This is a genomic window from Oryzomicrobium sp. (genome assembly GCF_036820405.1).
Taxonomy (GTDB): domain Bacteria; phylum Pseudomonadota; class Gammaproteobacteria; order Burkholderiales; family Rhodocyclaceae; genus Oryzomicrobium.
Map to the genome: position 1 here is coordinate 71,385 of NZ_DAISLS010000016.1, position 25,061 is coordinate 96,445.

At 64.9% G+C, this 25,061-nt stretch carries 22 protein-coding genes and 3 tRNA genes; 10 read left to right on the top strand and 15 right to left on the bottom strand.

Going from position 1 to position 25,061, the window contains the following annotated elements:
- The first annotated feature begins 177 nt into the window (after positions 1–177).
- The 7 genes from dapC (at position 178) to V7Z98_RS15815 (ending at position 8,972) form a co-directional block, all read left to right on the top strand.
- On the top strand, positions 178–1,371 hold the full coding sequence (gene dapC / locus V7Z98_RS15785) for a succinyldiaminopimelate transaminase (RefSeq protein WP_334159025.1): 1,194 nt from the start codon (positions 178–180) through the stop codon (positions 1,369–1,371).
- Between the two features lie 153 nt (positions 1,372–1,524).
- A complete protein-coding gene (gene dapD, locus V7Z98_RS15790) occupies positions 1,525–2,346 on the top strand; it encodes a 2,3,4,5-tetrahydropyridine-2,6-dicarboxylate N-succinyltransferase (protein WP_334159026.1) in 822 nt (273 codons plus the stop codon).
- Between the two features lie 76 nt (positions 2,347–2,422).
- Positions 2,423–3,589, top strand: a complete 1,167-nt coding sequence (locus tag V7Z98_RS15795; protein WP_334159027.1) for a PilT/PilU family type 4a pilus ATPase — start codon at positions 2,423–2,425, stop codon at positions 3,587–3,589.
- An 86-nt stretch (positions 3,590–3,675) separates the two neighbouring features.
- Positions 3,676–4,857, top strand: coding sequence for a succinyl-diaminopimelate desuccinylase (gene dapE, locus V7Z98_RS15800; RefSeq protein WP_334159028.1), 1,182 nt, complete (start codon positions 3,676–3,678; stop codon positions 4,855–4,857).
- Positions 4,850–5,761, top strand: a complete 912-nt coding sequence (prmB, locus tag V7Z98_RS15805) for a 50S ribosomal protein L3 N(5)-glutamine methyltransferase (RefSeq protein ID WP_334159029.1) — start codon at positions 4,850–4,852, stop codon at positions 5,759–5,761. Before dapE ends, prmB begins: the two co-directional genes overlap by 8 nt.
- Positions 5,762–5,897: 136 nt before the next feature.
- A complete protein-coding gene (locus V7Z98_RS15810) occupies positions 5,898–8,267 on the top strand; it encodes a fatty acid cis/trans isomerase (protein ID WP_334159030.1) in 2,370 nt (789 codons plus the stop codon).
- Between the two features lie 228 nt (positions 8,268–8,495).
- Positions 8,496–8,972 carry a hypothetical protein gene (locus V7Z98_RS15815; RefSeq protein WP_334159031.1) on the top strand — a complete coding sequence of 159 codons (477 nt, stop codon included), beginning with the start codon at positions 8,496–8,498 and terminating at the stop codon, positions 8,970–8,972.
- Positions 8,973–9,301: 329 nt separating this feature from the next.
- Here the strand turns inward: V7Z98_RS15815 and V7Z98_RS15820 are convergent, their stop codons facing one another.
- Positions 9,302–9,574: a hypothetical protein gene (locus V7Z98_RS15820; RefSeq protein WP_334159033.1), complete on the bottom strand. Its 273-nt coding sequence runs from the start codon at positions 9,572–9,574 to the stop codon at positions 9,302–9,304.
- 122 nt (positions 9,575–9,696) lie between these two features.
- On the opposite strand from V7Z98_RS15820, the gene V7Z98_RS15825 reads away from it, so the two are divergent.
- Together V7Z98_RS15825 and V7Z98_RS15830 are read left to right on the top strand one after the other, a co-directional pair.
- Positions 9,697–9,897, top strand: a complete 201-nt coding sequence (locus V7Z98_RS15825) for a hypothetical protein (protein WP_293264677.1) — start codon at positions 9,697–9,699, stop codon at positions 9,895–9,897.
- An 89-nt stretch (positions 9,898–9,986) separates the two neighbouring features.
- Positions 9,987–10,322 (top strand): hypothetical protein, encoded by a 336-nt coding sequence (locus tag V7Z98_RS15830; protein ID WP_334159035.1) that lies wholly within the window; start codon positions 9,987–9,989, stop codon positions 10,320–10,322.
- Between the two features lie 384 nt (positions 10,323–10,706).
- Here V7Z98_RS15830 and V7Z98_RS15835 read toward each other — a convergent pair.
- The 3 genes from V7Z98_RS15835 to V7Z98_RS15845 all read right to left on the bottom strand — a co-directional run bounded on the left by V7Z98_RS15835 (position 10,707) and on the right by V7Z98_RS15845 (position 10,968).
- Positions 10,707–10,782, bottom strand: a tRNA-His gene (locus V7Z98_RS15835).
- Between the two features lie 10 nt (positions 10,783–10,792).
- A tRNA-Arg gene (locus V7Z98_RS15840) sits at positions 10,793–10,869 on the bottom strand.
- Positions 10,870–10,891: 22 nt separating this feature from the next.
- Positions 10,892–10,968 (bottom strand) — tRNA-Pro (locus V7Z98_RS15845).
- A gap of 171 nt (positions 10,969–11,139) precedes the next feature.
- Between V7Z98_RS15845 and dksA the strand changes: the two genes are divergently transcribed.
- The gene (gene dksA, locus V7Z98_RS15850) at positions 11,140–11,565 is read left to right on the top strand and encodes an RNA polymerase-binding protein DksA (protein WP_293264681.1); all 426 of its coding nucleotides are present in this window, start codon (positions 11,140–11,142) and stop codon (positions 11,563–11,565) included.
- Positions 11,566–11,743: 178 nt separating this feature from the next.
- Here dksA and pnp read toward each other — a convergent pair whose 3' ends face one another.
- The 11 genes from pnp to V7Z98_RS15905 form a co-directional block, all read right to left on the bottom strand.
- Entirely contained in the window at positions 11,744–13,858 is a 2,115-nt protein-coding gene (pnp, locus tag V7Z98_RS15855; RefSeq protein WP_293264683.1) for a polyribonucleotide nucleotidyltransferase, read from the bottom strand.
- Between the two features lie 189 nt (positions 13,859–14,047).
- A complete protein-coding gene (gene rpsO, locus V7Z98_RS15860) occupies positions 14,048–14,317 on the bottom strand; it encodes a 30S ribosomal protein S15 (protein WP_293264685.1) in 270 nt (89 codons plus the stop codon).
- Between the two features lie 153 nt (positions 14,318–14,470).
- Positions 14,471–15,397 carry a tRNA pseudouridine(55) synthase TruB gene (truB, locus tag V7Z98_RS15865; RefSeq protein WP_334159037.1) on the bottom strand — a complete coding sequence of 309 codons (927 nt, stop codon included), beginning with the start codon at positions 15,395–15,397 and terminating at the stop codon, positions 14,471–14,473.
- A complete protein-coding gene (rbfA, locus tag V7Z98_RS15870) occupies positions 15,398–15,796 on the bottom strand; it encodes a 30S ribosome-binding factor RbfA (protein WP_293264687.1) in 399 nt (132 codons plus the stop codon).
- 104 nt (positions 15,797–15,900) lie between these two features.
- Positions 15,901–18,807, bottom strand: a complete 2,907-nt coding sequence (infB, locus tag V7Z98_RS15875; protein ID WP_334159039.1) for a translation initiation factor IF-2 — start codon at positions 18,805–18,807, stop codon at positions 15,901–15,903.
- A 19-nt stretch (positions 18,808–18,826) separates the two neighbouring features.
- Positions 18,827–20,299 (bottom strand): transcription termination factor NusA, encoded by a 1,473-nt coding sequence (gene nusA / locus V7Z98_RS15880; protein WP_293264690.1) that lies wholly within the window; start codon positions 20,297–20,299, stop codon positions 18,827–18,829.
- A 24-nt stretch (positions 20,300–20,323) separates the two neighbouring features.
- Positions 20,324–20,764, bottom strand: coding sequence for a ribosome maturation factor RimP (rimP, locus tag V7Z98_RS15885; RefSeq protein ID WP_293264692.1), 441 nt, complete (start codon positions 20,762–20,764; stop codon positions 20,324–20,326).
- Positions 20,765–20,979: 215 nt separating this feature from the next.
- On the bottom strand, positions 20,980–21,831 hold the full coding sequence (gene rluB / locus V7Z98_RS15890; protein WP_293264812.1) for a 23S rRNA pseudouridine(2605) synthase RluB: 852 nt from the start codon (positions 21,829–21,831) through the stop codon (positions 20,980–20,982).
- A 484-nt stretch (positions 21,832–22,315) separates the two neighbouring features.
- Positions 22,316–22,921, bottom strand: coding sequence for an SMC-Scp complex subunit ScpB (gene scpB / locus V7Z98_RS15895; RefSeq protein WP_293264694.1), 606 nt, complete (start codon positions 22,919–22,921; stop codon positions 22,316–22,318).
- Positions 22,878–23,735: a segregation and condensation protein A gene (locus V7Z98_RS15900; RefSeq protein WP_334159060.1), complete on the bottom strand. Its 858-nt coding sequence runs from the start codon at positions 23,733–23,735 to the stop codon at positions 22,878–22,880. Before V7Z98_RS15900 ends, scpB begins: the two co-directional genes overlap by 44 nt.
- Before the next feature lie 97 nt (positions 23,736–23,832).
- Positions 23,833–25,035, bottom strand: coding sequence for a tryptophan--tRNA ligase (locus V7Z98_RS15905; protein WP_293264696.1), 1,203 nt, complete (start codon positions 25,033–25,035; stop codon positions 23,833–23,835).
- Positions 25,036–25,061 lie beyond the last annotated feature (26 nt).

Sequence of the window (25,061 nt, forward strand, 5' to 3'; positions counted from 1 at the left end):
CGAGGCCCCTCCGCCCTTCCGACCGGCCCTTGCCGGGCCGGGGCGCAGCGCGGGACCGCCACCGAACGGCGGCTCTCGTATAATGGAATGTTTCGTCGGACGCCGTCGGCCGGTCCCCATGCGGACCGGCGCACAGCGGCCCCGGCCAGCCCCAGGAAACCATCGAGGCGCCCCAACGTGAATCCCCATCTCGCCAAGCTGCACCCCTACCCTTTCGAAAAGCTGCGTCAGCTGTTCGCCGGGGTGACTCCCAACCAAAGCCTGCGGGAAATCAAGCTCTCCATCGGCGAACCCCAGCACCCGACCCCGGCGTTCATCAAGGAAGCGCTGGCGGCCAACCTGGGGGGCCTGGCCAACTATCCCTCGACCCAGGGCACCCCCCCCCTGCGCCGCGCCATCGCCGCCTGGATCGAGCGCCGTTTCGGCGTGGACCTCAACCCGGACACCCAGATCCTGCCGGTCAACGGCTCCCGGGAGGCCCTCTTCTCCTTCGCCCAGACGGTGGTGGACCCGAGCCGGGGCTACGTTCCCCTGGTAGTGAGCCCCAACCCCTTCTATCAAATCTACGAAGGGGCGGCCTACCTGGCCGGCGCCGAGCCGCGCTTTCTCAACACCCTGCCGGAAAACGGCTTCACCTTCGACCTGGATGCCCTGTCCGACGACGAGTGGCAGCGGGTGCAGCTGCTTTACATCTGCTCCCCGGGCAACCCCACCGGCAAGGTGCTGTCCCTGGACGACTGGAAGCGCCTGTTCGACTACGCCGACCGCTACGATTTCGTCATCGCCGCCGATGAGTGCTATTCGGAAATCTACTTCGACGAGGGCGCCCCGCCCCTGGGCGCCCTGACCGCCGCCCAGAAGCTGGGCCGCGCCAATTTCGAGCGGCTGGTGGTGTTCTCCAGTCTGTCCAAGCGCTCCAACGTGCCGGGCATGCGCTCGGGCTTCGTCGCCGGCGACGCCCAGGTGATGAAGAACTACCTGCTCTACCGCACCTACCACGGCAGCGCCATGGGGCCCGCCGTCCAGGCCGCCTCGGTGGTGGCCTGGGAGGACGAGGCCCACGTGGCCGAGAACCGCAGCCTGTACCGGGCCAAGTTCGATGCGGTGACGCCCCTGGTGGCCGACGTGCTCGACACCGCCCTGCCGGACGCCGGCTTCTATCTGTGGGCCCGCACGCCTATCGCCGATACGGACTTCGCCCGGCGTCTTTATGCTGAATATAATGTGGTGGTGCTGCCCGGCAGCTACCTGGCCCGGGAGGCGAACGGGGTCAATCCCGGCGCCAATTTCGTCCGCATCGCCCTGGTGGCTCCCGAGGAGCAGTGCCTGGAAGCGGCCGAACGCCTGCGCCAGTTCGCCCGCAGCCTGTAAACGGCGACCTGCAAGACCGCCACGGCCCGGCACGACCGATCCCGGCCCAGGCCTGCCCCGTGCGGCGGGCCTGGGTATTTTTGACCGGCAGTCGCCCCGATTTCGCGCGCCGGATTTCCATTTTTTCCATCTCCCCTTTTCAGAGAGCACACCATGCAGGATTACCAAAACATCATCGAAGACGCCTGGGAAAACCGTGCCAGCCTGCAACCCGGCACCGCTCCGGCCAAGATCGGCGAAGCCGTCTCCGCCGTGATCGAGCAGCTCGACTCCGGCAAGCTGCGCGTCGCCGAGAAGATCGACGGCGACTGGGTCACCCACCAGTGGATCAAGAAGGCCGTGCTGCTGTCCTTCCGCCTGGAAGACAACAAGGTGCAGGAAGCCGGCGACCTGCGCTTCTTCGACAAGGTGCAGACCAAGTTCGCCAGCTACGACACCCACCGCTTCCAGCAAGGCGGCTTCCGCGTGGTGCCGCCGGCCACCGCCCGGCGCGGCTCCTTCCTGGCCAAGAACGTGGTGTTGATGCCCTCCTACGTGAACATCGGCGCCTACGTCGATGAAGGCACCATGGTGGACACCTGGGCCACCGTCGGCTCCTGCGCCCAGATCGGCAAGAACGTGCACCTCTCCGGTGGCGTCGGCATCGGCGGCGTGCTGGAGCCCCTGCAAGCCAACCCGACCATCATCGAGGACAACTGCTTCATCGGCGCCCGTTCCGAAGTGGTCGAAGGTGTGATCGTCGGCGAAGGCTCGGTGATCTCCATGGGCGTCTACATCGGCCAGTCCACCAAGATTTACGACCGGGAAACCGGCGAAATCATGTACGGCCGCGTGCCCCCGGGCTCGGTGGTGGTGTCCGGCAACCTGCCTTCCAAGGACGGTTCCTACAGTCTCTACTGCGCCGTGATCGTGAAGAAGGTGGACGCCCAGACCCGGGCCAAGACCAGCATCAACGACCTGCTGCGCGGCGACTAATCCCGCCCTTGCCGGGCCGCCTGCGGGCGGCCCGCATCGTCTCAACCCCAGCCCCCACCCCCTGGCGGAGCCCCGCATGATCCTCGACAAGCTGTTCCAGCTGATGGCCGAGAAACAGGCCTCGGACGTGTTCATTTCCGCCGGCACGCCGATCCACATCAAGATTCAAGGCAACACGGTCCCGGTCAACCAGCAGATCATGGACCCGGCCACCATCGAGCGCATCGCCGCCGAGCTGATGAACGCCGAGCAGGCCCACGCCTTCGCCGAAACCAAGGAGATGAACCTCTCTTTCGGCATTCCCCACGTGGGCAACTTCCGCATCAATCTGTTCCGCCAGCGCGGCTCGGTCTCCATCGTCATCCGCTACATCCAGGGCAACATCCCGCCCCTGGACCAGTTGGGCCTACCGCCGGTGCTCTCGGAACTGATCATGGCCAAGCGCGGCCTGATCCTCCTCGTCGGCGCCACCGGCTCGGGCAAGTCCACCACCATCGCCTCGATGCTGGACTACCGCAACACCCACCGTTCCGGTCACATCCTGACGGTGGAAGACCCGATCGAGTTTCTCTTCAAGCACAAGAAGTCGATCGTCAACCAGCGCGAGATCGGCATGGACACCGCCGACTGGGAATCGGCCCTGAAGAACGCCATGCGCCAGGCGCCGGACTGCATCCTGATCGGCGAGATCCGCGACAAGGCCACCATGCAGGCGGCCCTGGCCTACGCCCAAACCGGCCACCTGTGCCTGGCTACCCTGCACGCCAACAACAGCTACCACGCGCTCAACCGCATCATCAACTTCTTCCCCCTGGAAAACCGGCCGGCCCTGTACCTGGACCTGTCGGTGACCCTCAAGGCCATCGTCTCCCAGCGCCTGGTGAAGAAGCCCGACGGCAAGCGCTTCCCGGCGGTGGAGATCCTGCTCAACACCCGCCACATCCAGGAACTGATCGAGCGCGGCGAAGTCACCGCCATCAAGGAGGCCATGGAACAGAGCCTGGCCCCCGGCTCCCAGACCTTCGAGCAGGACCTGTTCCGCCTCTACCGCGAGAACACCATCACCCTGGACGAAGCCCTGGCCAACGCCGATTCGCCCACCAACCTGTCGTGGCTGATCAACAACTCGGACCTGGGCGTGCCCGCCGCGGCGGACGCCACCGACCTCACGCCGACGGCCACCGAGTTCACCCAATCCATCCCCTCGTTCCAGGAATTCAAGATCACCCTGGCCGAAGAATGAGGACTGGCGCGGACCTTCGTCCGCGCCCCGCGAAACTCCGCGCCCCTGGCCGCATTCCGGGGACGCTGCTTCAAGACCCTTTATCCATGAGCACTTCCAGCACCTTCCCCGCCGACCTCGATCCCAACGATCCGACCACCCTGCTGGCCGAAGCTCTATTCGCCCGGCCCTCGGTCACCCCGGACGACGCCGGCTGCATGGACCTGATCGCCGCGCGCCTGGCGCCCCTGGGCTTTGCCATCGAATTCATCGACCGCGGTAACACCCGAAACCTGTGGGCCCGGCGCGGCACCGCACGGCCCCTGGTGGTGCTGGCCGGCCACACCGACGTGGTGCCCACCGGCCCGGTGGAGCGCTGGACCACCCCGCCCTTCTCCCCCAGCCGCCGCGACGGCAAGCTCTACGCCCGGGGCACCGCCGACATGAAATCGTCCCTGGCCGCCTTCGTCGTGGCCGTGGAGCAGTTTGTCGCCGCCTACCCCGACCATCCCGGCTCCATCGCCTTCCTGCTCACCTCCGATGAAGAAGGGGACGCCACCGACGGCACCGTGGCCGTGGTCGAGGCCCTCACCCGGCGCGGCGAACAGCTCGACTGCTGCATCATCGGCGAGCCCACCTCGGTCGGCACCCTGGGCGACATGATCAAGAACGGCCGGCGCGGCTCCCTCTCCGGCAAGCTCACCGTCAAGGGCATCCAGGGCCACATCGCCTACCCCCACCTGGCCAAGAACCCGGTGCACATGGTGGCCCCAGCCCTGGCCGAACTGGCCGGCGTGGAGTGGGACGCGGGCAACGAATACTTCCCCCCTACCACTTGGCAGATTTCCAACATCCACGGCGGTACCGGCGCCACCAACGTCATCCCGGGCACCGTGGAGGTGAAATTCAACTTCCGCTTCTCCACCGCCAGCACCCCGGAAGGGCTGCAAGAGCGCCTGGTGGCCGTGCTCGCCAAGCACGGCCTGGCCCCCGCCGACTACGACCTGGACTGGACCCTGGGCGCCAAGCCCTTCCTCACCGGCCGCGGCCCCCTGGTGGATGCAGCGGTGAGCGCCATCCGCGAAGTCACCGGCATCGACACCGAGGTGTCCACCACCGGCGGCACCTCCGACGGCCGCTTCATCGCCCCGATCTGCCCCCAGGTGGTGGAGGTGGGCCCGGTGAACGCCACCAGCCACAAGATCGACGAACACATCGACCTGGCCGCCCTGCCCCAACTGGCCGCCATCTACCGCTCCATGCTGGAAAAGCTCCTTGCCCATGATTGACCACTACGACGACGCCCGCGCCCAGCTGCGCACCGTGCGCGACCTGCTGCGCTTTGCCGTGACCCGCTTCGAAGCCGCCGACCTGTTCTACGGCCACGGCAGCGACAACGCCTGGGACGAGGCTGCCTACCTGGTGCACCACGCCCTGCACCTGCCCCTGGAGCGCATCGAGGCTTTTCTCGACGCCCGCCTCACCGCCGCCGAGCGGGGCACCGTGCTCAACATGCTGCGCCGCCGGGTGGAAGAACGGGTGCCGGCCGCCTACCTGACCGGCGAGGCCTTTCTCGGCCCCTACCGCTTCCGGGTGGACGAGCGGGTGATCGTGCCCCGCTCTTTCATCGGCGAGCTGATGATCGACGGCGACCTGGCCCCCTGGATCGACGATCCCGAGACCGTCGAGAACGTGCTGGAGCTGTGCACCGGTTCCGGCTGCCTAGCCATCGTTGCCGCCCACACCTTCCCCAACGCCAAGGTCGATGCGGTGGACCTGTCCACCGACGCCCTTGAGGTGGCCCGCCTCAACGTGGCCGACTACGGCCTGGAAGACACGGTCACCCTGTACCACTCGGACCTCTACCAGGCCCTGCCGCAAAAGCGCTACGACCTGATCCTGTCCAATCCGCCCTACGTGAACGCCCCCTCCATGGCCACCCTGCCGGAGGAATACCGGCGCGAGCCGGAAATGGCCCTGGCCGGCGGCGAGGACGGGCTGGACCTGGTGCACACCATCCTGCGCGAGGCGCCCCGCTTCCTCACGGAAAACGGCCTCCTGGTGGTGGAGATCGGCCACAACCGGGATGACCTGGAAGCCGCCTACCCGAACACTCCGTTCACCTGGCTGGAGACCGAAGGCGGCAACCAATTCGTATTCCTGCTCAACGCCGCCGATCTGCCGGGCAACTGATCCCCAGCACCGCTGCTCCACACGCTCGCACCTTCGGCCGGCCCCATGGGCCGGCCGCTTCATTTTCTGCGCCGGAACCTGCGGTAATTCCGGCGGCCTGACGTACCATTCGTCATTTTCCCGACCGCCCCGGCCGATGAAAAAATCCTCCGCCCTGCTGCTCGTCGCCGCCCTGCTCGCCGGCTGCATGACCCTGGCCCGCCACAACTTGGACCAGGCCTACGGCCCGGAACAGCCGGACCGCTTCGACCACGCCCTGCCCGGCCAGGGGCCGATCTCGTACCGGCGCGACATCCAGCCGATTCTCGACAACCGCTGCGTGGTCTGCCACGCCTGCTACGACGGTCCCTGCCAGCTCAAATTGAGCGCCTGGGACGGCGTCGCCCGGGGCGCCTCCAAGGCCCAGGTCTATGACGGCACCCGGCTGCTCGAAGCGCCTCTGACCCGCCTCTTCATCGACGCCGAGCGTCCCTCGGAATGGCGACAGAAGGATTTCCACCCGGTGCTCAACGAGCGTTCCGGCAACCCGGCCGCCGAGCTGGACGCCAGCCCCCTGGCGCGCATGCTGCGCCTCAAGGCCCGCCACCCCCTGCCGGAAAACACGGTGCTACCGGATTCCTTCGATTTCGCCATGGACCGAGAGCAACAGTGCCCGCGCATCGAGGAATTCGACGGCTTCGAGGCCGACCACCCCCTGTGGGGCATGCCCTTCGGCCTACCCGGCCTGAGCGCCGGTGAAACCGCCAAGATCGAGCGCTGGCTGCAACTGGGCGCCCCCTACGAGGGGGCCCCGCCCCTGCCCGCCGGCCTCACCCGCCAGGTGGCCGCCTGGGAAGCCTTCTTCAACGGCGATTCCCTCAAGGAACGGCTGACGGCGCGCTACCTGTACGAGCACCTGTTCCTCGGCCATCTCTACTTCGCTGACGGCCCCAAGGCCGAGCAGCGGCACTTCTTCCGCCTGGTGCGTTCGGCCACCCCGCCCGGGGAACCGGTACAGCTGATCGCCACCCGACGCCCCTTCGACGCCCCCGGGGTGGAGCGGGTCTATTACCGCCTGGTGCCCGAGCGCGAGAGCATCTCGGTGAAGACCCACATGCCCTATGCCCTCAGCGACGCGCGCATGGCCCGCTGGCGCCAGCTGTTCCTGGCCCCGGACTACCCGGTCGATGAGCTGCCCTCCTACTCCCCCGAGGCAGCCACCAACCCCTTCCTCACCTTCCGCGACCTGCCGGTGGAAGCCCGCTACCGCTTCATGCTCGACGAGGCCGAATTCACCATCATGGGCTTCATCAAGGGGCCGGTGTGTCGGGGCCAGACGGCGCTGAACGTGATCGAGGACCACTTCTGGGTGTTCTTCAACGACCCGGCCGCCTACCAGGAAAGCGACGCCGATTTCCTGGAGCGGGAAAGCCGCAACCTGAGCATGCCCGCCGAGTGGCAGAGCAATGCGCCGGTGCTCGGCCCCTGGCTCAAGTATTCGCGCCTCGAAGCCAACTACCTGGATGCCAAGTCCCGCTACCTGGCCCAGCGCCTCGACCGACCGGACAAGCTGACCCAGGCCCTGGTCTGGAACGGCGACGACCGCAATCCCAACGCCGCCCTCACCGTCTATCGCCACTTCGACAGCGCCACGGTGCTCAAGGGCATGGTGGGCGAGCCGCCCAAGACCGCCTGGGTGCTCACCTACCCCCTGATCGAGCGCATCCACTACCTGCTGGTGGCGGGCTACGACGTGTATGGCAACATCGGCCACCAGCTCAACACCCGCCTGTACATGGATTTCCTGCGCATGGAGGGGGAATTCAATTTCCTCATCCTCCTACCCAAGGAGAGCCGCATGGCCCTGCGCGACTACTGGTACCGGGGCGCTTCGGAAGACACCAAGGACTATGTCTACGGCCGCTACGCCTTCTTCGACGGCGAAACCGGCATCCCCTACGCCAGCGCCGACCCTAAGGACGCCAAGGCCGAACTATTCGGCCTGCTGCGCGACCGCCTGGGCCAAGCCTTGAGCCGCACCGACAGCAACGGCCCGGCCGCCCCGCTGGACTCCCGGCTGGCCCCCGATCTGGCCGCCCTCAAGCGGGTTAGCGGCGTGCCCCTGGCCTGGATGCCGGAGCTGGCCTTCCTGCGCATCGACGGCCCGGGGAACAGCGTCGAATACGTCAGTCTGGTGCGCAACACCGGCCACCTCAACGTCTCCCAGCTGCTCATGGAAAGCAAGACCATCGTCCCTGGGGAACACAGCCTGGACGTGCTGCCCGGCCTGGTGGGCGCCTACCCCAACGCCATCTACCGGGTGCGCCGGGCCGACCTGCCGGCCTTTGCCTTGGCCGTAGCGGCCCTTGGCTCGGAAGAGGACTACCGGGCCCTGGTCGATCGTTTCGGCGTGCGCCGCAGCAACCCGAAGTTCTGGCCGGTGAGCGACGCCCTGCACGCCGAGTTGGCCCGCCGCGAGCCGATCGAGGCCGGCCTGCTCGACTACAACCGACTGGAGAACCGCTGACCCGGCGGCGGTGCCCCTGGGCACTGCCGGGCTTGGCATGTGCCGATGGGAAACGGGCTGCCACCGCTTCTGGCAGCCCCCTTCTCCCCGCCTAGCGTACCAACCTGCGGGCACATACATACCCACAGCCCTCCTGGCACGGCACCCAGACAGGCGACAGAAACAGGTGTTGACAGAACATCAACACATGGTGTCAAACCCTATCAACAAGTGTTGTAGGCTGTCGGGATGAACATTGGCAGCCGCATCCAACACCGCCTTCGGGAATTGCACCGGGAACGCCGCAACCTGTTGGAGCGGGTTCCGGACCTGACGCCCCAGGCCCTTTCCAACCTGATCAAGCGCGACAGCAAACGGTCGGAATGGGACGAAGCGATTGCCGCTGCCCTTGGGGTTTCCGTGCTGTGGCTGGTCTATGGCAAGGATGGCGACGGCACCTCATCCGCCCATAGCGCCGCCCAGCCCCGGGCGACCTATGTCACCGGCTCCGCAGACACGGAGCGTCTGGTAGCACGGCTGCAAAAGATCGACGGCCGGACGCCTCAAGGCGCCAAGCTGATCAGCGCCATCGACGCCCTGCTCGATCTGGCCGAGGCGCAAGACGGCACCCCGCATTCGTCACGCAAATCCGGCAATGCCAGCGTCGCGGCCAAGTCCTGCGGCGCACCGCGTAAGACGGCGGCAAAACAAGCCGGCAACAAGTAGGCCCCTCCTAGCCGCCGCACATCTTGTGGTTGGCCGACGTACGCCAGTCCACGCTCCCTCATCGTGCCGATGATCGCGGCACGCACGCTGCGTCCCTTTTCCCCAAGGAGCTGTGCCTACGCGCGTTGACGGCCGAACCATCCCCATGCGTTGACATTAAATTACCCACATGTTTATATGCAGACGTACTGACAGCCCGTGGGGTGATGTCAATGGCGAGTGGATTCGATATGGCGCGGAGTGCCGCCAGCGCCGGAGAAAGAGCGGCGGGCACAACGGAAGAACTCTTCCAGCCGGGGAAAAGCGACAGGGTGCAGTGGCATGTCCTCCTAGGAGCGCAGGCGCTTTTCCAACACCTGAAACTGTTCCACTTCCGGGCTGATCTGGCCATCCTCGGGAGCAACGCGCCCGGTCAACAGCCAAAGGGAATACTCCGGCCAGCGCGACGCGATGGCGGTAAGGTGCTCTTCGTTGGCGCGCTGCCGGCCTTCGCACACGGCCTTCCAGGATGCAGCCTTGACGCCCGTCAGCTCTTCCAGCTGCTTGAACTTACGATGCGGCTCGGTTTTCGCCGCAACGACGGCCAGGATTCTTTCTCTCATTAGCAACTATATTGCTTGACTGATCTAAGCCATTGTCCTAGAGTCACAAGTAAATATTTTGCTTATTCGCAAATATAGACTCTGTGGCGCATTGTGGTCCAAAGTGGTCCAACGGCGAGATTATGACAGACATCCAGATCATTCAGCTGCCGCCTATCCCCATCATGCACTGGCGCAAGTTCGCCGAAGTGGTGGGGCTGGACGAAGGTGTCCTGCGCGGCATGTGCGAAAAGGACTACATCCCGTCGATCGTTCTGGGAAAGCACCGCTTTATCAACCTGGTCAAGCTCACCCAGCTATGCCTGGAAAAAGGAGGGAATTAATGGGCATGCCACCACGGAACGATTCCCCGCACCACGCGACTACAGGCACCGCCACACGTCCTCCCCACTCGTCCTTGGCCGGACGGCCGATGGAAGCCCTGCTGTTGAAGGACGACCTGATGTGGATCCAGCCTTCCGACATACCCCGTCTATGGGAGAGGCCCGGTCAAGGCCCCGCAGCCGACACGGCTACCGACTGCATCCTCTTGGAGCCCCATCCCCATCTCCAGGAAGAGCAAGGTACAGCGACGACCGCGGACATGGCGCCTCTCCCGCCCATTTACACAGTGCGAAGCACGGTACAAGAACTGCTCCACGATCCGTTCTCCATTTGGATCATCGGCGTCATCTGCGGTCTGATCCTCAGCTTCGTGGCTCTGGAGATCAGCCTGCACGCCTTTTTCGGGGTACCGGTGACACGCTGAGAACGTGTAAGTCAGGGAAAAGCCCCGGGGAGGTAAATGCGGCGTTGGCGGACATCGAAACTACGAGTTTTTCTGTCGAATCGGAAAATTCCCGTTTAATCCAGCAAAACACCATGATTACAAACCCGTATCCAAAGTGAGGCGCTCACAGGAGATCATGGCCTCAAACCCTGCCCAAGAGACACGCCAACGACCCGAACTCCAGGCTCCAGTGATGCATCATCGAACTATCAGCCCCCTATGAAGCCCTACCGTCCTGCGGAAGGAATGGTCGCCCCCTTCACGTCCTCCATCGCCAAACACTAGAAAACCGTCGCATTTCGGGCACAGGCAGTAGAAAAGCAAAAACCCCGCATAATCGAACGATTATGCGGGGTTTTGTCTTGGGGCGACATACCGGGATCGAACCGGTGACACCTGGAATCACAATCCAGTGCTCTACCAACTGAGCTAATGCCGCCATTGAAACTTGGCGCGCCCGGCGAGGCTCGAACTCACAACCTACGGCTTAGAAGGCCGTTGCTCTATCCAGTTGAGCTACAGGCGCCTTGCAGGGCACGGGGTATACCTGGTCGGGGCGGCGGGATTCGAACTCGCGACCCTCTGCTCCCAAAGCAGATGCGCTACCAGGCTGCGCTACACCCCGAGAGCCGCGAATTATAGAGAGGCACCCTGGGTCGGTCAATAGATTTTTGCAATATTTGTTAGCCGAAGGAGCCAACTGGCGGAAACGAAAAGTTGCATTCCCCCGACGAACTTGCGACATACTCAGCAATATGCTATTAAAGCGTACTTTTTACGAACTACGGTCTCCGACATGGCCCAAGATCTGCTCCACAAGCAATTCCCGCCCTACGTGCCGAAGAAGGGTGAGGAGTACATGAACGCCAAGCAGCTTGAGCATTTCCGTACGATGCTCGAGACGCTCAAGCAGGAACTGGTGGAAGACATCGAGCGCACCGTGCATACCATGCAGGATGAAGCCACGGTCTTCGCCGATCCCAACGACCGCGCCAGCCAGGAAACCGACATGGCTCTGGAGTTGCGCAACCGGGACCGGGAGCGCAAGCTGATCAAGAAGATCGACGAGACGCTGAACCGCATCAACAATGGCGATTACGGCTATTGCGACAACTGTGGCGTGGAAATCGGCCTGAAGCGCCTAGAGGCCCGCCCGACGGCCACCTTGTGCATCGACTGCAAGACCCTTGAGGAAATCAAGGAGAAGCAGGTCGCCAAATAAGGCGTCCCCTCTTTCTTTCCCGACAACGGGCGGCCTGCGGGCTGCCCGTTTGTTTTGGTGGCCCAGGGATGGGAACCGCCGAGGAACCCGGTTGCAAATCGCTCCGACCGACCCACGAAACGCACCAACCAATGAAAAAAGGCACCCGAAGGTGCCTTTTTTCTTGGGCGAGACCGCCTTACTGCTGTTGTTGCTGAGCAGAAGCCTCGTCCGCAGCCACGGCCTTCATGGACAGGCGGATGCGCCCCTTCTCGTCGGTCTCGAGCACCTTGACGCGCACGACCTGGCCTTCCTTGAGGTAGTCGGTCACGGCGTTGACGCGCTCGTTGGCGATCTGGGAGATGTGCAGCAGACCATCCTTGCCGGGCAGCACGCTGACGATGGCGCCGAAGTCGAGAATCTTCAGCACGGTGCCTTCGTAGATAGCGCCCACTTCCACTTCAGCGGTGATGTCTTCGATGCGCTTCTTGGCAGCCTGGGCAGCCTCGCCATTGACGGAAGCGATGGTGATAGTGCCGTCGTCCTGGATGTCGATGGTGGTGCCGGTTTCCTCGGTGATGGCGCGGATCACGGCGCCGCCCTTGCCGATCACGTCGCGGATCTTCTCCGGATTGATCTTCATGGTGTAGAGGCGCGGGGCGAACTCGGACATCTCGGTGCGGTGGCCGCCCACGGCGTCCTTCATGATGCCGAGGATGTGCATCCGGCCTTCCTTGGCCTGGGCCAGGGCGACCTGCATGATCTCCTTGGTGATGCCGGTGATCTTGATGTCCATCTGCAGGGCGGTCACACCGTTGTCGGTACCGGCCACCTTGAAGTCCATGTCGCCCAGGTGGTCTTCGTCACCCAGGATGTCGGACAGCACGGCGAAGCGGTTGCCTTCCTTGATCAGGCCCATGGCGATGCCGGCCACGTGAGCCTTGAGGGGCACGCCGGCATCCATCAGCGCCAGGCAGCCGCCACAGACGGAGGCCATGGAGGAGGAGCCGTTGGACTCGGTGATCTCGGACACCACGCGCATGGAGTAGCCGAACTCGTCGGCCGCCGGCAGGACCGCCAGCAGGGCGCGCTTGGCCAGACGGCCGTGGCCGATCTCGCGGCGCTTGGGCGAACCCACCCGGCCGCATTCGCCGGTGGCGTACGGGGGCATGTTGTAGTGCATCATGAAGCGGTCGCGGTACTCGCCGGCCAGGGCGTCGATGATCTGCTCGTCGCGGCCGGTACCCAGGGTCGCCACCACCAGGGCCTGGGTTTCGCCACGGGTGAACAGGGCGGAACCGTGGGTGCGGGGCAGCACGCTGTTGCGCACGGAGATCGGACGCACGGTGCGGGTGTCGCGGCCGTCGATACGGGGCTGGCCGGCCAGGATGCGGCCACGCACGATAGAGGCTTCCAGGGCGAAGAACAGGTCGGCGACGATGCCCTCGTCAGCAGCACCCTCGCCTTCGCACAGGGCGGCGATGGCTTCGGCCTTCAGTTCCTTGACGCGCTGGCTGCGAGTCTGCTTGCTGGTGATGCTGTAGGCCTCTTCCAGCTTGGCCTTGATCACGCCTTCGAGCTTGGCCACCAGGGCTTCGTCACGGGCGGGGGCCTGCCAGTTCCACTCGGGCTTGCCGGCTTCTTCCACCAGGGCGTTGATGGCGTTGATGGCGGCTTGCATCTGCTCATGGCCGAACACCACGGCGCCCAGCATCACGTCCTCGGACAGTTCCTGGGCTTCGGATTCCACCATCAGCACGGCGGTTTCGGTACCGGCCACCACCAGATCCAGCTTGGAATCCTTCATGGTGGAAGCATCGGGGCACAGCACGTACTGGCCGTTGATGTAACCCACGCGGGCGGCGCCGATCGGGCCTTGGAAAGGAATGCCGGCGATCGCCAGGGCAGCGGAGGCACCGATCATGGCAGGAATGTCGGCGTCCACTTCCGGGTTCAGGGACATGACCGTGGCCACCACCTGGACTTCGTTGTAGAAGCCTTCGGGGAAGAGCGGGCGGATCGGGCGGTCGATCAGGCGGGAGGTGAGGATTTCCTTCTCGGAAGGACGGCCCTCGCGCTTGAAGAAGCCACCGGGAATCTTGCCGGCGGCGTAGGTCTTCTCTTGATAATCGACGGTCAGGGGGAAGAAATCCTGGCCGGGCTTGGCATCCTTGGCGGCGACGACGGAAACGAGGACGACGGTGTCGTCCATGGACACCATGACGGCACCGGTGGCCTGACGGGCGACTTCGCCGGTCTCGATGGTGACCTGGTGGGTACCGTAGGCAAAAGTTTGCTTGGCAACGTTGAACACGAAACTTTCCTTTCTCGCTTTTACAGTTTTTTCAGCAGTTATTCGTCGTGGTGCGGGTCAAATTCTACCGCGAAGCATTCGGCCGCCGGCGGCCAAAGCTCATGAAAACAACGGGCTAAAAGCGAAAAAAGCGGCCCGGCCCACGGGCCGACCGCTTTTTTCGTTGGTGCACAAGTCGTCCAGACCGGATTACTTGCGCAGACCCAGGCGTTCGATCACGGAACGATACTTTTCCACGTCGGTGCGCTTCAGGTAGTCCAGCAGCTTGCGGCGGCGGGACACCATGCGCAGCAGGCCGCGGCGGGAGTGGTGATCCTTGGCGTTCGCCTTGAAGTGGCCGGTCAGGTCGTTGATCCGGGCGGTCAGCAGAGCGATCTGCACTTCGGAAGAACCGGTGTCGCCGGAGACGCGCTGGAAGTCGCCAACGATCTTGGCCTTTTGTTCGGTGGTGATAGCCATCTTGTTACCTTTCAAACGTCAAACCATTTTATTTCGGATGCTGGCGCCACCCCGGTTTGAGAGAGCCGGCGCCCCGATCGATCTTCCGCCCAGGGCAGAAGAGCGCGCGATTATACGAGGGTTCGTCGCCACTGGCAACGAGAACGCGCGCCCTCAGGCATTGCCCTCGGCAGCCTGGACCATGCGCTTGGGGCGCAGCCAGCCGTCGCTCCCCTGCTCGCCCATGCCCAGCAGCACGCCATTGGCGTAGATGCGCACCTTGCCGATATCGCCGGCTGCTTCCCGGGGTACCGGGTTACCGTGGGACAGGGGACCGTGCTGGGCCGGCGTCACATCCACTCGTGGCAGGGTGGAAAGCAAGGCATCCACCGGGGCCAGACAGGCGGCGCGGGCCGCCTCATCCAGGCCGTCCAGCTGCGCCAGGGTCGCCGCCCCATCCAGGGTCAAGGTTCCAACCCGGGTGCGGCGCAAAGCCGTCAGGTGGGCACCGCAACCCAGGGCGGCACCGATGTCCTCGGCCAGCACCCGGATGTAGGTTCCCTTGCTGCAGCTGACCGCCAGGCGGGCCCGAACAAGGTGCCCCGCTTCATCGCAGGCCGTGTCGAGCACGTCCAGGGCATGGATGGTGATCTGGCGGGGCTGACGCTCGACCTCCACCCCCTGGCGGGCCAACTCGTAGAGAGGCTTGCCGTCGCGCTTCAGGGCCGAGTACATGGGTGGCACCTGGGTGATGGGGCCGGTGAAGCGGGGCACCAGGGCGAGTAGATCCGCCGGCGTGGCCATCACCGGCCGGCGCTCACGCACCTCGCCCTCGGCATCGCCGGTGTCGGTGGTGACGCCGAAGCACACCTCGGCCTCATAGGTTTTATCTGCATCCAACAGGTCGGCGGAAAACTTGGTGGCCTCGCCGAAACATAGGGGCAAGAGCCCGGTGGCCATCGGGTCCAGAGTGCCGGTATGGCCGGCCTTGGCCGCGGAAAAAAGACGGCGGGCCTGCTGTAGGGTGGTGTTCGACGACAGCCCCTGGGGCTTGTCGAGCAGCAGGACACCGTCGACCCGCTGCCAGCGCTTCTTCTGCACTTAGCCCTGCCCTTCGTCGCCGGATTTGCCGTCCCGGGCTTCCGACTCCCGGGTCACCGCCACGGCTTCGTCGATCAGCTTGGAAAGGTTGGCGCCCCGGTCGATGGAATCGTCGTAGACGAAATGCAGTTCCGGCGTGGTGTGGATGCGCACTCGGCGGCCGATCTCACGGCGCAGGAAGCCCGAGGCTTTCTTCAGGCCGGCCTGGATTTCCGGCACCCGCTCGACCCCCAGCAAGGTGGTGAAGAACACCTTGGCGTGGGCGTAGTCCGGGGAAATCTCCACGGCGGTGAGGGTGATCATGCCGATGCGCGGGTCCTTGACCTCGCTGTGCAGCAGCTCGGCGAGTTCGCGGCGGATCTGTTCGACGACACGGTCCGCCCGGCTAAAACTTTTCATGGCGTTTCCTTCCGTTCCGGCGCGGCTTTTCGGCCTACGCCAATGAAAAAGGCGCGGGGCGGAGGGTTGCCCCCCCCTCCCCGCGCCTCGCGGTCGTGGTCCGGTTACAGCGTCCGGGCGACCTCGAGGATTTCGTAGACTTCCAGCTGGTCGCCTTCCTTGACGTCGTTGAAGCTCTTGAACTGGATACCGCACTCGTAGTTCGACTTCACTTCCTTGACGTCGTCCTTGAAGCGCTTCAGGGACTCCAGCTCGCCATCGTGGACCACCACGTTGTTGCGCAGCACGCGGACGCGGGAATTGCGCCGCACCACACCTTCGAGCACATAGCAGCCGGCGATGGTGCCGATCTTGGAGGCCACGAACACCTGGCGGACTTCCACCTGGCCGATGATCTGCTCCTTCTTCTCCGGCGACAACATGCCGGAAAGGGCGGCCTTCACCTCATCCACAGCCTCGTAGATGATGGTGTAGTAGCGGATATCCACGCCGAAGTTCTCGGCGGCCTTGCGGGCGTTGGCATCGGCGCGGGTGTTAAAGCCGATGATCACCGCCTTGGAGGCGGAAGCCAGGTTGACGTCGGTTTCGGAGATGGCGCCCACGGCGGCGTGGATCACCTGCACCTTCACCTCGTCGGTGGACAGCTTGTTGAGCGACTGCACCAGAGCTTCCTGGGAACCTTGAACGTCGGCCTTGATGATCAGCGGCAGGGTCTTGACCTCGCCCTCGGCCATCTGCTCGAACATGGACTCCAGCTTGGCGGCCTGCTGCTTGGCCAGCTTGACCTCGCGGAACTTGCCCTGGCGGAACAGGGCGATTTCGCGGGCCTTCTTCTCGTCGCTGATGACCATGGCCTCGTCGCCGGCCGACGGCACGTCGGACAGACCTTGGATTTCCACCGGGATTGACGGGCCGGCTTCCTGGATCGGCTTGCCGTTCTCGTCGAGCATGGCGCGGATGCGGCCGAAGGTCTGGCCGGCCAGCAGCACGTCACCACGCTTCAAGGTGCCGGACATCACCAGCATGGTGGCCACCGGGCCCTTGCCCTTGTCCAGGCGGGCTTCGATGATCAGGCCCTTAGCGTGGGTGTCCTTCTGGGCGGTCAGTTCCAGCACTTCGGCCTGCAGCAGCACCTGCTCCAGCAGTTCGTCGATGCCGGTGCCCTTCTTGGCCGAAACCGGGATGAAGGGCGAATCGCCACCGTAACTTTCGGGCACCACGCCCTCGGCGATCAGTTCCTGGGTCACCCGCTCCGGGTTGGCATCGGGTTTGTCGATCTTGTTGATCGCCACCACGATGGGCACGTTGGCGGCCTTGGCGTGGTGGATCGCTTCCTTGGTCTGGGGCATCACGCCGTCGTCGGCGGCCACCACCAGGATGACGATGTCGGTGGCCTTGGCGCCGCGGGCACGCATGGCCGTGAAGGCCTCGTGACCCGGGGTGTCGAGGAAGGTGATCACGCCGCGCTCGGTTTCCACGTGGTAGGCGCCGATGTGCTGGGTGATGCCGCCGGCTTCGCCTGCCGCCACCTTGGCGCGACGGATGTAGTCGAGCAGCGAGGTCTTGCCGTGGTCCACGTGGCCCATCACGGTCACCACCGGAGGACGGGGCATTTCGGGAGCCTCGGGGGCCTCGGTGCCTTCGAGGAAGGCTTCCGGATCATCGAGCTTGGCAGCAAGAGCCTTGTGACCCATTTCCTCGACGATGATCATCGCCGTTTCCTGGTCCAGCACCTGGTTGATGGTGACCATGGAGCCCATCTTCATCAGGACCTTGATCACTTCGGTGGCCTTCACCGACATCTTGTGGGCCAGATCGGCCACGCTGATGGTCTCGGGCACATGGACCTCGCGCACCACCGGCTCGGTGGGCGCCTGGAACGAATGGGAATCCTCGGAGGAATGCCGACCGCCCCGACCCTGGCGGCCCCCACGGGGGTCCTTCCAGCCGGAGTTGGCGCCGCCGGTGCCGCGGGTCTTGACCCCGGGACGGCCCTTGCCGGGCGCTTCGCCGCGACGGTCGCGGTTGTCGCCGGGACGCGGCGCGCCCTTGGCGGCGGGCTTATCGTCGCGGCCCTTGGCTTCTTCCGGAGCGGTCTTGGCCTGGGCGGCGGCGGCAGCCTGCTTGGCGGCCTCGGCCACCTTCAGGGCGGCAGCCTTTTCCTCGGCCTGCTTGCGCATGCGCGCCAGCTCGACTTCGCGCTCCTGCTTTTCGCGGAATTCGCGGGCCTGGATCTCGGCCAGGGTAGCGGCACGGCGGGCCTCTTCCTCGCGCAGGCGCACTTCCGCTGCATCGAGGATCGGCTTCTTGCGCACCATCACCGTGGGTTTGGTAGCTTTAGCGGGCTGTGCGGCCGGAGCCTCGGCAGCCTTGGCGTCCTTGGACTCGACCGGAGCCGCCGGAGCCTGGGGCACAGGCTCGGGTGCAACCTCGGGCTTGGCTTCGGCAACGGGGGCCGTGGGTTCGGCTTCCGCCACGGCAGCCACCGGCCCGGGCTCAGGCTCGACGGCCTGGGCGGGAGCAGCCTGGGCGGGAGCAGGTTCAACCGCCACGGGAATTTCGACCGCCTCGGGGGCGGGAGCAGGCTCGATAGCCTGCGGCGCCGGAGCGGGAGCTTCCTGAACCGCGGCCACCGGGGCCTCCATGGCCACAGGCGCTTCAGCGGCGGGCGCAGCGGCTTCGCCAGCAGCCGGCAGCTCGGTGGCGACATCGCCGGCGTCGCGCTTGATCAGCACGCGCTTCTTGCGCACTTCCACCTGGACCGTACGGGTCTTGCCGTGGGAGTCCTGGGCCTTGATTTCCGAAGTCTGCTTGCGAGTCAGGGTGATCTTGGTCTTGTCGCCGTCCCCGTGGGAGCGGCGCAGGTAATCGAGCAGGCGGGTCTTGTCCTGCTCGGAAAGCAGGTCACTCGCCGCGTGCTTGTCCACACCGGCCTTCTTCAACTGTTCGAGCAGCGCCGCCGCGGGCATTTTTAGCTCGCTGGCAAACTGGTCTACGCTCGTTTGCGCCATTCTTTACTGTCCTCCGTGCTTACTCGAACCAGTGGGCCCGGGCCGTAGTGATGAGGGCCTTGGCCCGTTCCGGGTCGATGCCGGTCATGTCGGTGAGTTCGTCGATGGCCAGGTCTGCCAGGTCATCGCGGGACTTAACACCGTTCTGGGCGAGTTTGGCCGCCAGTTGCTTGTCCATGCCATCGAGGGACAGGAGGTCGTCGGAGACCTGCTCGAGCTGTTCTTCGGTGACGATGGCCTCGGTGAGCAGGATGTTGCGGGCACGCTCACGCAGCTCGTGCACCGACGCCTCGTCAAAGGCTTCGATCTCGAGCATTTCGGCCAGGGGAACATAGGCCACCTCTTCGAGGGAGGAGAACCCTTCCTCGATCAGCACGTTGGCCACGTCCTCGTCCACATCCAGCTTTTCCATGAAGAGCAGCCGGGTGGCGGCCTGTTCGGCCTCGGCTTTCTTCTCGGATTCTTCCTCGGTCATGAGGTTGATGTTCCACCCGGTGAGCTCGGAGGCCAGGCGGACGTTCTGCCCGCCGCGGCCGATGGCGATCGCCAGGTTTTCCTCATTGACCACCACATCCATGGTGTGCCGGTCCTCGTCGACCACGATGGACAGGACTTCCGCCGGTGCCAGGGCGCCGACGACGAACTGGGCCGGGTCGGCGGACCAGTTGATGATGTCCACCCGCTCGCCACCGAGTTCGTTGGTCACGGCATTGACGCGGGCACCGCGCATGCCGATGCAGGTGCCGATCGGGTCGATGCGCTGGTCGTTGGACTTGACGGCGATCTTGGCGCGCACGCCGGAATCCCGGGCGGCGGCCTTGATTTCCATGAGGCCGTCGTCGATCTCGGGCACCTCGATCTCGAACAGTTTGATGATGAATTCAGGGGCGGTGCGCGACAGGATGATCTGGGGACCGCGGGCGTTGCGGTCGATGCGCAGCAAATAAGCCTTGACCCGGTCGCCGACCCGCAGGTTTTCCTTGGGGATCATCTGGTCGCGGGGCAGCAGGGCCTCGATCTTGCCGGATTCGATGATGGCGTTGCCGCGCTCGATGCGCTTGATGGTGCCGGTAACCAGGTGTTCCTTGCGGGCCAGGAAATCGGTCAGCACCTGCTCGCGCTCGGCGTCGCGGATCTTCTGCAGGATCACCTGCTTAGCGGCCTGAGCGCCGATGCGGCCGAAGTCCACCGGCTCCAGGGGCTCTTCGATGAAGCCGCCCAGCTCGATGGCAGGATCGATCTCCTTGGCATCTTCCAGGGAAATCTGCAGATCCGGATTTTCCAGGGCCTCTTCGTCCACCACTTCCCAGCGACGGAAGGAGTCGAAATTACCGGTGGCACGGTCGATGGTCACCCGCACGTCCGACTCTTCGGCGATCTTCTTCTTCGTGGCGGAAGCCAGCGCCAGCTCCAGGGCTCCGAACACGATTTCCTTGGTGACGTTCTTCTCGCGTGCCAGCGCATCCACCAGCAGCAACATTTCGCGGCTCATTCTTTCACCTCCTCTATTCGCCGGTCAGTCGAACTTGGGAACCAGCCGGGCTTTTTCGATGTGGGCATACTCCAGCTCCACATCGCCGGTTTCCGTTCGCAGGCTTACCTTGCCATCCTGCAGGCCGAGCAGGATGCCGTTGAAATTTCGACGATTTTCCTTCGCCACGCGCAAACGGATCTGAACTTCCTGGCCGGCGAAACGGGTGTAGTCGCCCTCCTTGACCAGGGGACGGTCAAGACCAGGGGACGACACCTCGAGGCGGTCGTAGTCGATGTTTTCGACCATCAGCACCCGGGTCAGCTGGTTGCTGACGGTGACGCAGTCGTCCACATTGACGCCGCCATCCTTTTCCGGCTTGTCGATGAACACTCGCAGCAGTCGCCCCTTGGGGGACAGCTCGAGTAGCACGAGCTCGTATCCAAGGCCCGTGACGGTGGTATCCAGCAGTTGTCGCAGATCCATGCGCTACAAATAAAAAATGGGCGAAACGCCCATCCAAAAAAAGATGATTTAGCCGGCCGGGGCAGCGTCATTCGGCAACGCCGCGCCCACTGCATATTCCAGCCTACGTACAAAGCCTTTGAATTATATCCGGAAAGCCCCTGACCATCAATCGCTGCGGTGCCGCAAAACGGCACCGCAGGACGTTGCAACCCATCGAACGGGGCAAAACGCGGTCAGCGCGGCCGGCGGGACGGACGCCCACGGTCGGGCTGGTCATGGCCGGTATAGACACCGGTCATGCCGCGCCGGAAAGCATTGTTGTTGGCGCCCGGCACCGACATGCCCACGGACTGGAAGAGCGCCGCCACGTCGTGCTCGGTCAGCTCCATCCACTGGCCGCGCTTGAGCCGGCTGGGCATGATCAAGGGGCCATAGCGCACCCGCATCAGGCGGCTGACGGTGACGCCGACCGCCTCGAACATGCGCCGCACCTCCCGATTGCGCCCTTCGGACAAGGTTACGTGATACCAGCGGTTGGCCCCCTCCCCACCCGCATCCACCAGAGTGGAGAAGCGGGCCGGGCCATCTTCGAGCTCGATGCCGTCCACCAGTTGATCCTGGGCTTCGTCCGACAGGTCGCCGAGAACGCGTACTGCGTACTCGCGGATGATGTTGTAGCGCGGGTGCATCAGCCGGTTGGCCAGCTCGCCCGAGGTGGTGAACAGCAGCAGGCCGCTGGTGTTGAAGTCCAGGCGGCCGACGGCGATCCAGCGGCCGCCGCGCAGCACCGGCAGGGCCTCGAAAACGGTTTCACGGCCGTCCGGGTCGTCCCGGGAGACGATCTGGCCCTCGGGCTTGTGATACATGATGACTCGCGGCACCCGGTTGGCGAACTTGAGGTTGAGCAGCTTGCCGTTCACCTTGACCCGGTCGGTGGGCCCCACCAGCTGGCCGACCTCGGCGGGCAGGCCGTTCACGCTGACCCGGCCGGACAGAATCCACTCTTCCATCTCGCGGCGCGAACCGACACCGGCCTGGGCCAGCACCTTGTGCAGCCGCTCGGGCTTGGCCGGCTCCATGGCCATCTTGGCCTTGTTGCGGGCGGCGTTGGCCTGGGGAGAGCCGCGCTTTTCCTCGCCCGGGGCGCTGATACGCTTGGCCCGGCGCACCGGACCGCGCTTGGCCTGGGGGCCGTCACCCTCGGTGCGCCACTCGGGACGGCCATCCTTGCGCCCGCCGGAACCGGGGCTTCGCCCCTCCCGGGACTCGGCCACGTTGCCGTTAACTTCACGACCCTCGCGACCTTCACGCCCCTCACCATCCTTGTGCCGGCGGCCGTTGCGGCCAAATGGCCGCCCCTTGCCTTCGGGGCGGGGCGGACGGTTGTCCGGGCCGCCGGTGCCGGCGCCGGCCGGACGGCCTTCGAAGCCGGGGCTGGATTGCCCTTCGGCCACTGCGCCCGGCTTGGGCGGACGGTTGCGGAAGGGCCGGCGGGGACCCTTGCGCCCTTCGGGACGGCCACCAGCGGTGCCATCCTGGCCTTCGCGGGGTGCGCCGTTCTTCGGGCCTTTAGATTTGTTGTAAGGCATCGGCTAAATCCAGATTCGGGTTGATGTCTTCGAGGGGCGGCAGCTCGGTCAGGCTGCGCAGCCCCAGGTCGTCGAGGAATTTCTTGGTGGTGGCGTAAAGGCCGGGACGCCCCGGGGTTTCTCGGTAGCCCACCACGTCGACCCAGCCCCGTTCTTCCAGGGCTTTGATCACCTGGGTGGCCACCGCCACTCCGCGGATTTCTTCGATGTCGCCCCGGGTCACCGGCTGGCGGTAGGCGATGATCGCCAGGGTTTCCATCACCGCCCGCGAGTAGCGCGGCGGTTTTTCCGGGTGGATGCGCTCCACGTAGGGCAGGTATTCGGCCTTGGTGCGGAAGCGCCAGCCGGAGGCAAGCTGGACCAGCTCCACGGAGCGGCCTTCCCATTCGACGCGCAGGTCGTCAAGGAGTTTGCGCAACAGGTCGTTGCCGTAGTCCTCGTCAAACATGCGCTTGAGTTCATTCAGCGTCAAGGGCTCCTGGGTGCTGAGCAATGCTGCCTCCAGGATGCGCTTGAGCTCGGCCGTGTTGCTCGGCCCGTTCTTACTCGTCCGCTTGCTCGACGACTTCGTCGTTGGATTGGCCATCGGACAACCTCACGTAGATGGGCTGGAACGCCTCGGTCTGGGTCAGGGCGATGAGCTTTTCCCGCGCCAGTTCGAGCATGGCGAGGAAATGCACCACCAGGACCGGCACGCCAAGGGCCGTGTCGAACAACCGGGTGAATTCGACAAAACCGCCCCGGTCGCGCAGTTCGCGCAGGATGATGCCCATGTGCTCGCGCACCGACAGCTCTTCGCGGCGGATGGTGTGGGCCTTGGTCAGTTTGGCCTGGCGCAGGATGACCTGCCAGGCGCGCTTCAGGTCCGCCGGACTCACGTCCGGATAGCGCAGGGCGTCGCTCTTGTCCACCCAGACCTCGGCCCAGAGAAAGTCCCGGTTGGCCTGGGGCAGTTCGTCCAGGGCGAAGGCGGCGCGCTTCATCTGCTCGTACTCGATCAGGCGGCGCACCAGCTCGGCCCGGGGGTCCTCCGCCTCGTCGCTGTCCTCGGTCTTGGGCCGAGGCAGCAGCATGCGGCTCTTGATCTCGATCAGCATCGCCGCCATCACCAGGTAATCCGCCGCCAGTTCCAGGTTGGTGGTGCGCATCGCCTCCACGTACTCCAGGTACTGGACCGTGAGCGGCGCCATGGGGATGTCGAGGATGTTGATGTTGGCCTTGCGGATCAGGTAGAGCAGCAGGTCGAGGGGGCCTTCGAAAGCATCGAGGAAGACCTCCAGGGCATCCGGGGGGATGTACAAATCCTGAGGCACCTCGGTGAGGGGCGCGCCGTAGATGCGCGCCACCGCGTCGATGGTCTCGATGGCCTGGGCCGCCTGCTCGGCAGCCGCCTCCACCAGCCCCTCCGGGGCGGTGTCGAGGATGTCCGGTTCCTCGGGGGCGTCCGGACGGGGCGGCGTGGCGGGGGCCTGGGCAGTCAACGTGTGGAACCGGAAATCAGTTGTAGCCGAGGCCCATGGCCTCGCGCACGTCTCGCATGGTTTCCTGGGCGAGCTTGCGCGCCTTCTCGTTGCCGTCGGCAACGATGTTGCGCACCAGTTGCGGGTCGTCCAGGTACATCTGGGCGCGCTCGCGCATCGGGGCCTGCTCCTTGAGGATGCCGTCGATCACCGGTTGCTTGCACTCCAGGCAGCCGATGCCGGCGCTCTTGCAGCCCTTCTGCACCCATTCCTTGACCTCGCCGCCGGAATAGACCTGGTGCAACTGCCACACCGGGCACTTCTCGGGATCGCCCGGATCGGTGCGGCGCACCCGCTGCGGGTCGGTGGGCATGCGCTTGATCTTGGTGCGCACGGACTCTTCGTCCTCGCGCAGGGTGATGGTGTTGCCGTAGGACTTGGACATTTTGGCCCCGTCCAGGCCGGGCATTTTGGAAGCCTCGGTGAGCATGGCCTCGGGCTCCTGCAAGATCATCTTGCCGGTGCCTTCCAGGTAGCCGAACAGGCGCTCCCGGTCCACGTTGGACAGGTGCTGCACCTCGTCGAGCAGGGCCTGGGCCTGGCCGATGGCCTCGGCGTCGCCTTCCTGCTGGTAGCGGGTGCGCAGCTCCTCGTAGAGCTTGGCCTTCTTGCTGCCCAACTTCTTCACCGCCTCCTGGGCCTTTTCGGCAAACCCCGGCTCGCGGCCGTAGAGGTGGTTGAAGCGGCGCACCAGCTCCCGGGAAAACTCGATGTGGGGAATCTGGTCCTCGCCCACCGGCACGTACTTGGCGCGGTAGATGAGGATGTCGGCACTCATCAGCAGCGGGTAGCCGAGGAAGCCGTAGGTGGACAGGTCCTTGTGGGAGAGCTTTTCCTGCTGGTCCTTGTAGGTCGGCACCCGCTCCAGCCAGCCCAGGGGTGTCATCATCGACAGCAGCAGGTTGAGTTCCGCGTGCTCGGGCACCTTGGACTGGATGAAGATCGAGGCCTGGGACGGGTCCACCCCGGCGGCCAGCCAGTCGATCACCATGTCCCACACCGAATCCTCGATCACCTGGGGATTGTCGTAATTGGTGGTGAGCGCATGCCAGTCGGCCACGAAGAACAGGCAGGGGTACTCGTGCTGGAGCTTGACCCAGTTCTTGAGCACACCATGGTAGTGGCCAAGGTGGAGCGCCCCGGTGGGGCGCATGCCGGAAAGGATGCGTTCGACGTACATGGTGGTTCCGGTAAAAGGAAAGCGGT

What these genes read in the sequence shown, in the direction of transcription:
- rimP (WP_293264692.1), bottom strand. Translation starts at nt 20,764, where the DNA reads ATGGATCTGCGACAACTGCTGGATACCACCGTCACGGGCCTTGGATAC.
- V7Z98_RS15905 (WP_293264696.1), bottom strand. Translation starts at nt 25,035, where the DNA reads ATGTACGTCGAACGCATCCTTTCCGGCATGCGCCCCACCGGGGCGCTC.
- nusA (WP_293264690.1), bottom strand. Translation starts at nt 20,299, where the DNA reads ATGAGCCGCGAAATGTTGCTGCTGGTGGATGCGCTGGCACGCGAGAAG.
- V7Z98_RS15795 (WP_334159027.1), top strand. Translation starts at nt 2,423, where the DNA reads ATGATCCTCGACAAGCTGTTCCAGCTGATGGCCGAGAAACAGGCCTCG.
- dapD (WP_334159026.1), top strand. Translation starts at nt 1,525, where the DNA reads ATGCAGGATTACCAAAACATCATCGAAGACGCCTGGGAAAACCGTGCC.
- rpsO (WP_293264685.1), bottom strand. Translation starts at nt 14,317, where the DNA reads ATGGCTATCACCACCGAACAAAAGGCCAAGATCGTTGGCGACTTCCAG.
- dksA (WP_293264681.1), top strand. Translation starts at nt 11,140, where the DNA reads ATGGCCCAAGATCTGCTCCACAAGCAATTCCCGCCCTACGTGCCGAAG.
- V7Z98_RS15810 (WP_334159030.1), top strand. Translation starts at nt 5,898, where the DNA reads ATGAAAAAATCCTCCGCCCTGCTGCTCGTCGCCGCCCTGCTCGCCGGC.
- rbfA (WP_293264687.1), bottom strand. Translation starts at nt 15,796, where the DNA reads ATGAAAAGTTTTAGCCGGGCGGACCGTGTCGTCGAACAGATCCGCCGC.
- prmB (WP_334159029.1), top strand. Translation starts at nt 4,850, where the DNA reads ATGATTGACCACTACGACGACGCCCGCGCCCAGCTGCGCACCGTGCGC.
- infB (WP_334159039.1), bottom strand. Translation starts at nt 18,807, where the DNA reads ATGGCGCAAACGAGCGTAGACCAGTTTGCCAGCGAGCTAAAAATGCCC.
- V7Z98_RS15825 (WP_293264677.1), top strand. Translation starts at nt 9,697, where the DNA reads ATGACAGACATCCAGATCATTCAGCTGCCGCCTATCCCCATCATGCAC.
- V7Z98_RS15830 (WP_334159035.1), top strand. Translation starts at nt 9,987, where the DNA reads ATGGAAGCCCTGCTGTTGAAGGACGACCTGATGTGGATCCAGCCTTCC.
- rluB (WP_293264812.1), bottom strand. Translation starts at nt 21,831, where the DNA reads ATGGCCATGGAGCCGGCCAAGCCCGAGCGGCTGCACAAGGTGCTGGCC.
- V7Z98_RS15815 (WP_334159031.1), top strand. Translation starts at nt 8,496, where the DNA reads ATGAACATTGGCAGCCGCATCCAACACCGCCTTCGGGAATTGCACCGG.
- V7Z98_RS15820 (WP_334159033.1), bottom strand. Translation starts at nt 9,574, where the DNA reads ATGAGAGAAAGAATCCTGGCCGTCGTTGCGGCGAAAACCGAGCCGCAT.
- dapE (WP_334159028.1), top strand. Translation starts at nt 3,676, where the DNA reads ATGAGCACTTCCAGCACCTTCCCCGCCGACCTCGATCCCAACGATCCG.
- scpB (WP_293264694.1), bottom strand. Translation starts at nt 22,921, where the DNA reads ATGGCCAATCCAACGACGAAGTCGTCGAGCAAGCGGACGAGTAAGAAC.